The sequence below is a fragment of the Bifidobacterium lemurum genome (assembly GCF_014898175.1).
In the GTDB taxonomy this organism is placed as follows: domain Bacteria; phylum Actinomycetota; class Actinomycetes; order Actinomycetales; family Bifidobacteriaceae; genus Bifidobacterium; species Bifidobacterium lemurum.
This window is the reverse complement of record NZ_CP062948.1, coordinates 213,813-226,615: the sequence shown is the minus strand read 5'-3', so window position 1 is coordinate 226,615 and position 12,803 is coordinate 213,813. Positions and strand designations below refer to the sequence as shown.

The 12,803-nt window shown below is 62.0% G+C and carries 11 protein-coding genes; 7 read left to right on the top strand and 4 right to left on the bottom strand.

Annotated elements, in window-relative coordinates; translation table 11 throughout:
- Positions 1-147 precede the first annotated feature (147 nt).
- Positions 148-1,371: a glycoside hydrolase family 5 protein gene (locus BL8807_RS00930; RefSeq protein ID WP_193057477.1), complete on the top strand. Its 1,224-nt coding sequence runs from the start codon at positions 148-150 to the stop codon at positions 1,369-1,371.
- A 210-nt stretch (positions 1,372-1,581) separates the two neighbouring features.
- Here BL8807_RS00930 and BL8807_RS00925 read toward each other — a convergent pair whose 3' ends face one another.
- Together BL8807_RS00925 and BL8807_RS00920 are read right to left on the bottom strand one after the other, a co-directional pair.
- The gene (locus BL8807_RS00925) at positions 1,582-2,016 is read right to left on the bottom strand and encodes a type II toxin-antitoxin system VapC family toxin (protein WP_072725883.1); all 435 of its coding nucleotides are present in this window, start codon (positions 2,014-2,016) and stop codon (positions 1,582-1,584) included.
- Entirely contained in the window at positions 2,013-2,282 is a 270-nt protein-coding gene (locus BL8807_RS00920; protein WP_083570222.1) for a FitA-like ribbon-helix-helix domain-containing protein, read from the bottom strand. The genes BL8807_RS00925 and BL8807_RS00920 overlap by 4 nt, the downstream gene beginning before the upstream one ends.
- 129 nt (positions 2,283-2,411) lie before the next feature.
- Between BL8807_RS00920 and BL8807_RS00915 the strand changes: the two genes are divergently transcribed.
- Both BL8807_RS00915 and BL8807_RS00910 read left to right on the top strand, forming a co-directional pair.
- Positions 2,412-3,050, top strand: a complete 639-nt coding sequence (locus BL8807_RS00915) for a TetR/AcrR family transcriptional regulator (protein ID WP_072725885.1) — start codon at positions 2,412-2,414, stop codon at positions 3,048-3,050.
- Between the two features lie 121 nt (positions 3,051-3,171).
- Positions 3,172-5,535 (top strand): glycoside hydrolase family 3 N-terminal domain-containing protein, encoded by a 2,364-nt coding sequence (locus BL8807_RS00910; RefSeq protein WP_072725887.1) that lies wholly within the window; start codon positions 3,172-3,174, stop codon positions 5,533-5,535.
- A gap of 116 nt (positions 5,536-5,651) precedes the next feature.
- Here the strand turns inward: BL8807_RS00910 and BL8807_RS00905 are convergent, their stop codons facing one another.
- A complete protein-coding gene (locus BL8807_RS00905; RefSeq protein WP_072725889.1) occupies positions 5,652-6,479 on the bottom strand; it encodes a MerR family transcriptional regulator in 828 nt (275 codons plus the stop codon).
- A gap of 105 nt (positions 6,480-6,584) precedes the next feature.
- Between BL8807_RS00905 and BL8807_RS00900 the strand changes: the two genes are divergently transcribed.
- The 3 genes from BL8807_RS00900 (at position 6,585) to BL8807_RS00890 (ending at position 9,931) form a co-directional block, all read left to right on the top strand.
- Positions 6,585-7,439 carry an SDR family NAD(P)-dependent oxidoreductase gene (locus BL8807_RS00900; RefSeq protein WP_094725235.1) on the top strand — a complete coding sequence of 285 codons (855 nt, stop codon included), beginning with the start codon at positions 6,585-6,587 and terminating at the stop codon, positions 7,437-7,439.
- A 139-nt stretch (positions 7,440-7,578) separates the two neighbouring features.
- The gene (locus BL8807_RS00895) at positions 7,579-8,862 is read left to right on the top strand and encodes an L-lactate MFS transporter (protein ID WP_226847394.1); all 1,284 of its coding nucleotides are present in this window, start codon (positions 7,579-7,581) and stop codon (positions 8,860-8,862) included.
- A gap of 31 nt (positions 8,863-8,893) precedes the next feature.
- A complete protein-coding gene (locus BL8807_RS00890; protein ID WP_072725891.1) occupies positions 8,894-9,931 on the top strand; it encodes a Gfo/Idh/MocA family protein in 1,038 nt (345 codons plus the stop codon).
- Between the two features lie 100 nt (positions 9,932-10,031).
- Here BL8807_RS00890 and BL8807_RS00885 read toward each other — a convergent pair whose 3' ends face one another.
- Complete coding sequence (locus tag BL8807_RS00885; RefSeq protein WP_072725957.1) at positions 10,032-11,132, bottom strand: LacI family DNA-binding transcriptional regulator; 1,101 nt, start codon at positions 11,130-11,132, stop codon at positions 10,032-10,034.
- A gap of 341 nt (positions 11,133-11,473) precedes the next feature.
- Between BL8807_RS00885 and BL8807_RS00880 the strand changes: the two genes are divergently transcribed.
- Positions 11,474-12,781 (top strand): MFS transporter, encoded by a 1,308-nt coding sequence (locus BL8807_RS00880; protein WP_072725893.1) that lies wholly within the window; start codon positions 11,474-11,476, stop codon positions 12,779-12,781.
- Positions 12,782-12,803 lie beyond the last annotated feature (22 nt).

Genomic DNA, 12,803 nt, shown 5'->3' with positions numbered 1-12,803 from the left:
TGGCAGTGTGACGAGTTGTGCCGGGAAGTGTGGCGGAAATGGCGTTTCTTGTTGTGACATGTGAACATGGCCGCACTGTATGTCCAAGAAAGTGCCACATCGCAGGGGCGCATTATAGAATCGGGACATTCCTGCGAAGAAAGAGGGATGAGCATGGTGCTGGGGTGTGACGAGAAAATCAACGGCGTGAACCTCGGCAACTGGCTGGTGTTGGAGCGGTGGATGTCCCCGTCCTTGTTCGAGGAAAGCGGCGAGGACGACGAAATCTGGATGCATCGCACCATGCCGGCCTCTCGTTTGGAAGAGGTGCTACGTGAGCATCGCGATACCTATGTGACGCTGGCGGACTTTCAGGCCATCGCCGCGCGCGGATACAATCTGGTCCGTCTGCCGGTGCCGTACTTCGTATTCGGTGATGTGTCCGGGCATCCGGGCTGCATCGAATATGTGGACAAGGCGTTCGCATGGGCGCGTGAGACCGGATTGAAAGTGCTGCTCGATCTGCATACGGTGCCCGGATCGCAGAACGGATACGACAACGGCGGACTGACGGGCGTGTGCCGGTGGAGTCGTAGCCCGCGCGCCGTGGAATTCGCGCTCAGTGTGTTGACTCGTCTTGCCGAGCGCTATCGCGATGATCCCGCGTTGTATGGCGTCGAAGTGCTCAACGAGCCGATCAGTTGGCTGGTCTACCGCACCGCGCCTTCGACGGGACGTGCGAAAAGCATGGGCGAGGCGTACGGTAGCGGCCATGTGTCGATGCGGTTCCTTAAACGGTTCTATCGGGAGGCATACCGACGGTTGCGTTCTGTGCTGCGCCCTGAGACGGTAATCGTATTCCATGACGGATTCCGTCTGAATCGTTGGGGGAACTGGTTCCGACGTGAAGGTATGCGGCGCGTCATGCTGGACACGCATATTTATATCGCCGCGATGGAGAGTTTCGTGCCCATCCATGAGATGTGGGCGTACCGGCTGTTCGTGAAACTCAACGAACTGATGATCCGCCGCGCGGCGAGATATGTGCCTGTGGTGGTCGGCGAATGGTGCATTGAAAACCGGTGGGCCGCGTCGTGTGGTGAGGCTGGTGTGGTTGTCGACGATTCGGTTGACGCAATCTCCGAACGCGAACGACGCATGCGCGACGCCTACCGTGAGGTTGCGGCGCTGCAATTGCGCGCATGGAACGTCTCCGCCGGGCAGATCTACTGGAATTATCAGTTGGTGCGCGACGTCTCCGGTGGCGACGACTGCACTCGTCGCAAACAGGTCGATTTCGAAGCTTGGGACCTCACCCGCGTCTGGCGCAATGGTTGGATGGCTGATCGTCGAGCTGGGATTTGTGATCGCTTGACTCTTTTTCGCGAGTAACCTTGAAATCGCAAAGTTCATCACCTGTGCCATGCGTTTGCGCCCGCTCAAATCTTATATGAAGACCCATTTAATCAACCTTGGCCGATGACTCGATTGTTCTCCGGCGAAATGATTCAGGAATTACTGATTTGTGTTGATCTGCTGAATTCCAATGCCGTGACGCCGGCGGCATGACTTTGTGTTGGCGATTGTCTCATCTGCGAAGGATTATGCGGCGGGCTCCCACGGGTTGATGAGGGGAACGCCGGTGTGCTGGAAATCCTTGGTGTTGCGTGTGGCCAAGGTGCAGTTGTTGGCTTGGGCGATGGCGGCGATCTGCGCATCGGCCAAGCCGACAGGATGGCCGTGTGCGTCCAGATCGGCTCGGATAAGAGAGCATCGTATGCCGGCTTCGCGGTCAAAAGTCAGAATACGGTTCTCATAGTTTCGTATGGTTCGTTTAATGGTTTCGGCCATGACGGAACGTCTTGCGCCTTGCGGCATGCGCCATAGTCCGTACATCATTTCCATAATGGTGATGGACGATATGTAGGCCCCATCGTTCTGCTTCAACCATGCAATCACCGTTGGATTGGGGGTTGGTTTGTAGAACTCCGAGATAACGTTCGTGTCGACCAGAATAGGTCGTGATTTGTTGTTCATTCGAAATCCACCGGCCTTGGTTGTTCGTTCTTGTCTCGAGGCATGGGCTGGAATTCGTCCTCGTCGATGCCGCCGTCAAGCAGTTCAGTGCGGATGTGTTCGAAGAATTCCCAATCCGAAGCTTTGTGGGCCACCCATGAGGCGGCGAACTCCTCGAGCACGGAACGCGCCTGCGCCTCGGTGGAGCGGCCGTTGGCTTTCGCCGCCTTGGCCAGAGTCTCTTTAACGTCTTCGGGAAGCTTGCGAATCAGCAGTGATGTGGTCATAATGCCCCTCCTTAGTCTTGATATCACAATGATATCAAAGGTGGGATTTCTTAGACGTTCACGACGTGCTTCACACTCAAAAAACGTGAAGCACGTCGTGGTGTGGAGGATTGGCTAGACTTGCGTAGTATGCCTACATCGGAGAATAGCGGAAAGCGGGTGCGCAAGTCGCCTGAGGAGCGCAAGCGTGAGATTCTGGACGCGTCGGTGCGGCTGATCAGCGAACGCGGTTTCAATGGCATTTCGATTCAGGACGTCGCCGACGAAGTGGGCATCTCGAAGCAAGGGCTGCTGCGGTATGTGGGCAGCAAGGACAATCTTCTGGCGATGACCTACGAGGAATACTACGCCTCGTCGGGCACGGTCGAGGAGTTCATGGAATCGGGGCTGCCGGGCAGTGCTGCGGATGATCTTCGGTTCCCCGCCTATCTGCGTTTTCTGGTGCGGCATAACGCGCGGCGTCGCATGATGGTCCAGTTGTTCGCGATGCTGCAGGCCGAGGCGTTGAATCCGGCGCATCCGTTGTATGAGCATTTCCGTGTGCGCCATACGCAGATTTGGGAGAGCTACTCGCAGTACGCGTGGTCGATTCCGCCGCAGCTGGGGGAGTGGAGTCGGGCCATGCGCCCCTATGTGCGCAAGGCGATGGAATCGATGGACGGCATCCAACTGCGCTGGCTCGGCGAGCCGCCCATCGACCTGTATGACGAATGGCTGGAATTCGAGCGCATGATTTTCCCTTCGCCGCTGTGGGATGAATATCGCTGAGTCCGCTGTCTGCGTCGGTATGACTTTTTGTCGCTGATGTGTGTCGCGCCGCGTGTGATGTATACTCTTAATTACCGAATGGTAGTTAAAAAGTTCATCTTCATCGAGGAAGGCGACATTAATGACCGAAACCGCAGCCACCCTGCCCTACAAGAACCCCGATCTGCCGGTCGAGGAGCGCATCGCGGACCTGCTGGGCCGTATGACCCTTGAAGAGAAGGTCGGACAGATGATGCAGCTCGACGCCCGCAGCGGCGATCTGGACGATCTGATCGTCGGCAAGCACGTCGGCTCCATCCTGCACACCAGCCCCGAGGACCTGCCGCGCGCCGTCGAGACGGTGAACACCAAAACACGCCTCGGCATCCCGCTAGTCATCGGCGACGACTGCATCCACGGCTACTCCTTCTGGCCGGGCGCGACCATCTTCCCCGAACAGCTCGGCATGGCCGTCAGCTGGGATACGGAGAAAATCGAGGCCATGGGCCGCGCCACCGCCGAAGAGGTCTCCACCACCGGCGTGCACTGGACCTTCTCCCCGGTGCTGTGCATCGGCCGCGACACCCGCTGGGGTCGTGTGGGCGAGACCTTCGGCGAGGATCCGATGCTGATCGGCGAACTCGCCTCCGCCATCGTCAAGGGCTACCAGGGCGGTGCCAAGGCCGGCGAGCCGCTCGCCAAGGACGCGATCCTCGCCTGCGCCAAGCATTTCGCCGGATACTCCGAAACCCAGGGCGGCCGCGACGCCTCCGAAGCTGATCTGAGCCACCGCAAGCTCGAATCCTGGTTCCTGCCGCCGTTCGAACGCGTCGCCAAAGAAGGCTGCGGCACGTTCATGCTCGGCTACGAATCCATCGAAGGCGTGCCGGTCACCTTCAACAAGTGGCTGCTGAGCGACAAGCTGCGCGGCGCATGGAACTATCAGGGCACGCTGATCACCGACTGGGACAACGTCGGCCGCGCTGTCTGGGAGCAGCACGTCAAGCCCGACTACACGCATGCGGCCGCCGACGCGGTCAAGGCCGGCAACGACCTGGTCATGACCACGCCGCAGTTCTACGAGGGTGCCATCGAAGCCGTCAAGAACGGCATGCTCGATGAATCGCTGATCGACGCCGCCGTGGAGCGCATCCTCGCGCTCAAATTCCGTCTTGGTCTTTTCGAGGATCCGCGCCTGCCCGACCCCGAACGCATCAAGGCCGTCATCGGCTCCGAGGAGCATCAGCGACTCAACCTCGAACTCACCCGCGAATCCGTGGCGCTCCTCAAGAACGATGGCGCGCTTCCGTTCTCTCTCCCTCGTCATGCTGAGCAGAGCGAAGCGGCGTCGAAGAATCTCCGCATCGCCGTGGTCGGCCCGCTCGCCGACGACGCGCAAACCCAGCTCGGCGACTGGGCCGGCAACTCCGGCCAGGTCAACTGGATGCCCGACGGCCATCCGCGCGAGATGATCACCACCGTGCTCGACGGCGTCAAAGCGATTGCCGACGAGGCCGGAGCCGAAGTCGTCTACTCCCGCGGCGCGAACATCATCGACCTGGTTCCCGACCCCGAAGGCGAGTTCTATCCCGACGGACAGCCCCGCCCGAAGATCGGCGTCGCGGCACCCGTCGACCAAGCGCTGCTCGACGAGGCCGTGGCCAACGCCCGCCAGTCCGACCTGATCGTGGCCGTGGTGGGCGATGTGATCCAGCTGATCGGCGAAGGCTGCTCCACCGGCACGCTGGAACTCGTGGGTGGACAGAACGCGCTGATCGACGCGCTCGCTGACGTGGCCAAGGAGACCGGCAAGCCCTTCGTGGTGGTGCTGGTCAGCTCCAAGCCTCAGGTGATGCCGGCCAGTGTGGTCGGCGGATACGGTGTGATCGACAAGCCTGCCGACTCCGGCGTGAGCGCCTTCCTGTGGGCGCCGAGCCCCGGCATGAAGGGCGGCCAGGCCATCGCCGAAATCATCTTCGGTCTGACCGAGCCTTCCGGCCGTCTGCCGATCACCTTCCCGCGCCATGCGGGCCAGCTGCCGGTCTACTACAACCAGATCCGCGGCCAGCACGGCAACCGCTACGCCGACCTCACCCAGGACCCGGCGTTCGCGTTCGGCGAGGGCCTGAGCTACACGACCTTCGAATACGGCGAGGTGGCGATCACCAACGCCAGCGAATCCAAGCCCTTCGCTGAAACCGACACGGTGCATGCCGAAGTCACCCTGACCAACACGGGCGAGCGGCCCGGCACCGAAGTCGTGCAGGCCTACATCGGCGACATCGTCACCTCCTACAGCTGGACCGACCGTGAGCTCAAGGCCTTCAAGCGCGTGACGCTCGCGCCGGGGGAGAGCGCGACCGTCGCCTTCGACATTCCGGTCGCGGACTGCACCATCGTCGATCCGCAGGCCAACCGCATCGTCGAAGCCGGCGAGTTCGAGTTGCTCATCGGCCATTCGTCGCGCCGCGAGGACCTGAAGCGCGCCACCTTCACCGTCGCCTAGCGCGCGGATTCGTCGGTTGAAGGTTGAGGGCCGCCTCCCAGCATCGTCACGATGCATGGGAGGCGGCCCTTTTCGTTTACGTGCCAGTGCAGTGCTGAGCGGTGGTGCTAGAACTCCTACACCGCGCAACGGTGCCGCGAATAGCGGATCGACACCCTACCTCGCGACGCGCGGCTTCCCCAAATCTCCGTCATGGTGGCGTGGGGCCATTGCTCGGGGTCGTCGCGCATCGTCATGGCAGCACCCTCGTCGAAACACTGCGAGAGGCGGTCGCGTTCGATCGCCATGCTTTGCGCCGGTCCTCCCGCGGGATTGAGCACGGTGATCGACTCGTCGAAACGGTAAGGTCCGTCATGTGCGCCCTGCGGGTCGAACTGATGGTATGCCCACGCGCGTTCGTGCAGATGGTCGATGAGGATGCCGCGGCGCAACAACGGCGTGGCATCGGCCTCGCGCATGGCGTTCCGCAGCTCCGCCATAGTGCGCAGATACCGTTTGATGGCGAACGGTTGGTTATAGGCCCACGGTTTGGCCGCCAGCCAAGTGGGCTGTAGATCCGAGGAGACCACGCCGTCTTCGGGGGTCTGCGCCTTGCGCACGATCTCCTCCAAATAGTCGTTAAGACTGGTCTGCTGCTTGCGCAGGCGCGCGATTTCGTCATCCACCCGGGCGCGGCTGGCGCGCAGCACCCCACGCCAATCCAACGTGCCATCCTCCAGACGATGGCGTTCCAATGAATCCAGCGGCATGCCGGTCGCCAGGCAGATGCGCACGACGTCAAGCTCCAACACCTGGTCGGGGGAGTAGTAGCGGTATCCGGTGCGCGGGTCCACGACCTCGGGTTTGAGGATGCCGTGCGCGTCGTAATAGCGCAGCGCCTTCGTGGTGACTCCGTCCAGCTTGGCGACCTCGCCGATCGTCAGCAGCTCGTCATCATCGGCCACGCGCACCTCCTTGACCTTGCCCTTGGGGCAAAGTCTAGCATTCCGGATGTTGCCCCAACCAACGACGGACGGGGCGTGACGCATATATACAAGGAGGTATCTGCCATGGAGGCGGAACAGAAGCGTGATTGGCTGGGCATCATGGGAGATGTCTGCGTGGTGACCGGCGCGGTGGGCGGTATGGGCACCGCCATCTGCGGGGAGCTGGCCAAGGCCGGCGCGCGGCTGGCCATGGTCGACGTGTCCGAGGATGCCACCCGGCAGTTCGCCGACGAAATCGGTTCGACCTACGGGGTGGAGGCCAAGGGGTACGGCTGCGACATCTCCGACGCCGACGACGTCGCCATTCTCAAAGACAAGATCCTCGCCGATTTCGGCACCGTGGACGTGCTGGTCAACACGGTCGGCATCCTGCGGTTCGCTCCCCTGGAGGACCTGCCGTTGAGCGACTGGCGCGATGTGGTCAACGTGAATCTGACCGGCGCGTTCATCCTTTCGCAGGCTTTCGGCAAGGTGATGCTGGAACACAAGTCCGGACGCATCGTCCATATCTCCACGGTCGCCTCGCATTCGCCGGAGACCTTCTCCGGAGCCTATTCCTGCGCGAAGGCAGGATTGGGCATGCTCTCCAAGATGCTCGCCGCCGAATGGGGTCCGTTCGGCATCCGCAGCAACTGCGTGTGCCCCTGCTTCGTGAAGACGCCCATGTCGGCCTCGTTCTACGCCGATCCGAAGGTGACCGAGGAGCGCGAACGGCTCATCGCCTCCCGCCGCATCGGCGAAGTGGAAGACATCGCCAACGCCGTGGCGTTCCTGGCGAGCCCGCGTTCCGACTTCGTCAACGGCGATGAAATCAGCGTCGACGGAGGCTTCCACCTGATGATGGGCGATCTGACGCCGAAACCGGGCGGCCGCCGCCAGTTCGCCGTCAACTCGCTGAAGCAGCGCGGACTGATCTAAAGCGTCCCCGCGATCCCGAGATTCCGTGATTTCGGGATTTCGGGATTACGGAACCGGCGGCGTCCAGTCGACGTGTGGTCTGTGGTCGCCGCCAGGCGTTCATATCATCAACAGTTTTCCAATATTCAAGGAGCAATACGTGTCTTCGACAACCGCAACCGCAGCCTCGCCCAAAGAGGCCAACCGTTACGGCGTGCTCGCCGCCGCTTTCGTGGTCATGTTCTTCGTGGCCTCCATCGCTCTGTTCAGCGTGTTCCTCACGCCGCTGAGCGAACAGCACGGCTGGAGCACCGCCGAGGTGAGCCTGTCGTATTCGATCTTCCAGACGGTGATGGCCGTCACCGGCATCTTCTCCGGGCGCATCTGCGACAAGTTCGGCCCGCGCAAGGTGATGCTGATCGGCGGATTCGTTTTCGGTCTCGGCTGGTTCCTGACCGGTATGGCCGGCAGCATCCCGATGCTGTATCTCTTCCACGGCCTGATCGCCGGCATGGGCAACGGCCTGGTCTACAATCCGGCGCTGACCACCGCGCAGCGTTGGTTCCCGGACATCCGCGGCAAAGCCTCGGGCATCCTGCTGGCCGCCGCGGCCATCGGTCCGGCCACGCTTTCGCCGATCGCGAGCTTCCTCTCCAGCACCTTCGGCGTCTCGACCGCATTGAAGATCCTCGGCGTGACCTTCTGGGCGGCCATCACCTTGGGCGCGCTGTTCGTTTCGCCCGCGCCGGCGAACTATCAGCCGAACGGCTGGACTCCGCCCGATGAGAGCAAGCCGGGCGTGGCGCAGGGTGCCGTGGATGGATTCGACTGGAAGGGCATGCTCTCCACGCCGCGCTTCTACGTGCTGCTGCTCGTCTACGCCGCGGCCGCGACCGCCGGCACCATGCTGGTCGGCGCGCTCTCCTCGATCGCGCAGGAGCAGGTCGGCTCCGTGGGCGCGATGACCGCCGCCGCGTTCGGCGCGATGGTCGTGTCCATCAACACGCTCTCCAACTTCGTGGGTCGTCTGGCGTTCGGCGCGTTCTACGACAAGTTCGGCGCGTTCCGCTGCCTGTCCGTCATGCTCGTCGTCACCGCCGTGGCCATGGTCGCCATGTCGTTCGCCACATCGGCGCCGTTCTTCATCGGCTGCGTGATCGTGCTGGGCTGCGCGTTTGGCGCGCTGCTGGTGATCTACCCGCCGTTGACCGGCGAAACCTTCGGAGCCACGCATCTGGGCATCAACTACGGCATCATGTTCCTCGGCTACGCGCTCGGCGCGTGGATCGGACCGCGCGTGGCGACCAGCCTGCACAGCGATGTGTTCGGCTACCGCAACGCCTTCTATGCGGCCGCCGTCATCACCGTAATCGGCCTGGTCGTGGCCCTGCTGCTCGCCGCCCGAGTCAAGCGCGCCGGCACCATGCGCGCTTCCTGTCGCTAAGAACCCACCCAACTCACGCAAAGGAATCATCATGACCGAACAACTTAAACTCGCCGTCGTCGGCGCTGGGGCCATGGGCCGCGACCATATCCGCTACATCCAGGACGATCCGGGTGCCACGCTCGCCGCCATCGCCGATCCCACGGACGAGGCGCACGCGCTCGCCGATTCGCTGGGCGTGCCATGGTTCGCCGACTGCGAGGAGATGGCACGTGAAGGCGGACTCGACGGTGTGGTCATCGCCTCGCCGAACCATCTGCATCTGGCGAACGCCCGCGCCGCCCTCGCCCACGGCATCCCCGCCCTGGTGGAGAAGCCGATCAGCGACGACCTCGACGATGCGCGCGCCTTCGCCGCCGAAGCCCGCGAATCCGGCGTGCCCGTGCTGGTGGGTCAGCATCGCCGGCACAATCCCAAGGCCCGCCGTGCCAAGGAAATCATCGACTCCGGCGCGCTCGGCACCATCGTCGCGGTGTCGGTGCACTACGGCATCTACAAGCCGGACGGCTACTTCGATATTCCGTGGCGTCGCCAGAAGGGTGCCGGCCCGATTCTCGTCAACATGGTGCACGACGTGGATATGCTGCGCTTCCTGTTCGGCGAACCGGTGGAGCTCCAGGGCATGGCGGCCAATCAGGCGCGCGGCTTCGAGGTGGAAGACACCGCCGTGGTCAACGTGCGCTTCGCCAACGGCACGCTCGGCTCGATCACCCTCTCCGACGCGGCGGCCAGCCCGTGGAACTGGGAGTCGACCGCCCGCGAGAATCCCTTCTTCGCGCCCTTCGACACCGACGCCTACTACATCATGGGCACCAAGGGATCGCTGTCGATGCCGCAGCTCAAGCTGTTCACCCACGACGGCGGCGTGAGCGACTGGACCAAGCCGTTCGTCTGCGAGATCCAAGGCGTGCGCGAAGGATTGCCGCACCGCCTGCAGCTCAAGCATTTCCTCGAAGTGATCCGCGGCGAGGCGAGCCCGCTGGTCACCCCAGAGGATGCCATCAAGTCGCTTGAGGTGCTGAACGCCATCAAGCGTGCCGCCGACGAAGGCGAGATGATTCGTCTGTAGGCCGGCGATAGGCGCATACGCGCGGAAGCGGCGGGCCGTCCATATGATATGGGCGGCCCGCCGCTTCGTATATTCCCTGTATATCTCGTGCGAGCCTGCGCTACCGCCGTGTGGAGGCTCGTCGGATCAGCGTGGGGTCAAGCATGGTGGAGCCGTGAATATGCGAGGGATTGTTGATTTCGTCGAGCATCGTCATCATGGCTTTACGTCCCATATCCGCGCCCGGGGCGGCGACGACGGTGATCGCCGTGTTTCCGACGCTTTCGTTGCGCACGTTCTCGGTGCCGATGACGCTGACATCCGCGGGGATTGAGCACAGGCCTTCGTCCGTCAATCCCAAGGACAATCCGATGGCGAGCTGATCGCTGCCTGCCACGATGCCGTCCGGCGGCAAGTCGCCGTTGTTGGGAAGGGTCGTGGGGTCGTCTGAGGTGTTGGATGACGTCTTGCCGCGGGCCTTGTTGATTTCGACGGCGAGCCTTTTGCCGACTTCCATGCCGTCATCGAATGTCAGGCCGCCGGAATCGATCACCGTAAGCGTGGCGTCTCCTCCGGTTCGCATCACAGCCTGTTGCATGCCGAGATATCGGTCTTGTATGGCCTCGTAATCGAAGGAATGTGCGACGAACGCCAGACGTCGGCATCCGGAGCGGATGAGTTCCTCGGCGGCGAGGCGTCCGCAGGTCGCATTGTTCTCCTGCACGCTGCAAGCTGTGTTCTCACCGATGGGGGAGGTGTGGTCGAGCAGGATGATGGGTTTGTCCGCCGCGTCGGCGATGGCGATGTCTTCGGTCGGATCCTGCACGGTGGCAAGCATGATGCCGACCACATCGGGCATCTGCGTGAACAGACGCACCAATTCGTGCTGTCGCTCAAGATCGGAGAAGGCGTTGACGCCGATCACCTGCATGCCGTTGTCCTCGCACACCTCTTGGATTCCCTCGAAAATCGAGGTGAACAAGGAATGTTCGATGTCGGTCATCACGTATCCGACCAGCGGCGTGGACGGCGATGAGGAGGCTGCGGAAACGGGCATGGCGCGGCGCGGCACATAGCCGAGTTCGGCGATGGAGGCGCTGATCTTCGCCTTCAACGTATCGGAGACGCGTTCGGGATAGTTGAGATAGTTCGACACGGTGCCGATGGACACTCCCGCATGCTTGGCGATGTCCGATACGCCGACTTTCTTCGTTGCTGGCATACGCGCGTCCTCCTGTTCCGTCGCCGCGCTGGCGGGATATTCGATATGCTCCACAATACGCCGAAATCACGCATGATGTTTTGAAAAATTTCAACACGCCGTGAAGTTTGATTTGAATATTTCAAAATAGGGGAATATAATCATAGTTATCAAGGTGGAGCGGGAAATGCATGGCGGCTCATGTATCTTTCCTGACGAAACCAAGAGAATTCAAGAATAACAATGGTGTTGTCGTGAAGATGTCTCATGAGAAAACCATTGAATATCTTGAACAGAATTGAAAATATCAATTCACGTTTCAAGCCACAGTGGGTTTGAAACACGAGGTGCAAGGAAGAGATATGAATACTTCAACAAAGCAGGACAAGGGTCTCGGCGGATACATGCCGTTGGCCGTCGCCGCCGGCATCGGCTCGATGCTCGGCTCCGGCATCATCGTCGGCCTGTCCTCGACCATCACCGTCTGGCAGAACGGTTTGGGCCTGAGCACCGCCGAAGTCGGCGTGCTCTCCGGCGTGCTCACCTTCGCCATCGCCTTCGGCTCCCTGTTCGGCGGCCGTCTGGCCGACAAAATCGGTCGCGTCACCTTCTTCAACTGGATCAACCTGTTCTACGCCATCGGCGCGGGCATCTGCATCTTCGCCAACAACTTCACCGTATTGCTTATCGGCCTGATCATCGCGGGCATCGCCTCCGGCGCCGATCTGCCCGTGTCGATGACCGTCGTCTCCCATGACGCGCCCAACGACCAGATGGCCGCCCGCCTCGTCTCCACCACCCAGGTGTTCTGGCAGGTCGGCGTGTTCATCTCCTTCATCTGCGCCTTCCTCGTCTCCACGATGTCGGGCGCGACCGGCGGCCGCGTCGTCTTCGCCATCCTCGCCGTGTTCGCCGTGGTGGCATGGCTGTGGCGTCTGACCTCGCCGACCTTCCGTCGCTTCCACGAGGAGGCCGACGCCCGCGACGCGGCCAAGGGACGCGCCGCCTCCACCGAAAAGGTGTCCGTCGTCAAGGTGCTGTTCGGCGCCGACAAGAAGATGTTCCTCGGATTCTTCCTGGCCATCATGATCTTCTACCTCGGCTGGAACCTGCTGGCCAACACCTGGGGCCAGTTCCAGACCTACATGTTCGTGCAGGCCAACGCCTCGCAGACCCTCGCCACGGGCCTGGGCATCATCCTCAACTTCGTGACGCTGGTGCTCAACATCGCCTTCGCCTCCATCGCCGGCGGCAAATACCGCAACAAGATGTTCTTCGTCGGCATGGCCATCACGCTGGCCGCCATGGTCATGCTCTCCCTGGGCGGCACCAACCTGTGGGTGATCGTCGGCGCCACCGCCATCATGAACGTCGGCGGCCCCTTCGCCGGCGAGGCCCTCTACAAGGTGTGGACGCAGGAATCCTTCCCCATCGAGGTGCGCGCCTCCATCCAGGGCTTCATCAACGGATTCTCCCGCCTGTGCTGCGGCCTGTTCGCCCTCGTCACCCCGGCGCTTGTGGTGCCCGCCGTCATCAAAACCACCATGTGGGGCTTCGTGGGCGTCGTCATCATCGAACTCATCGCCGGCTCCGTGATGCTGGCGCTGCAGAAGAAGTACGGCACCGACGAGGAGCGTCAGGCGAAGGCCGCGGCGGCCGTCGAAGCCTGAACCTCGCAACCTCTCCGGTCGG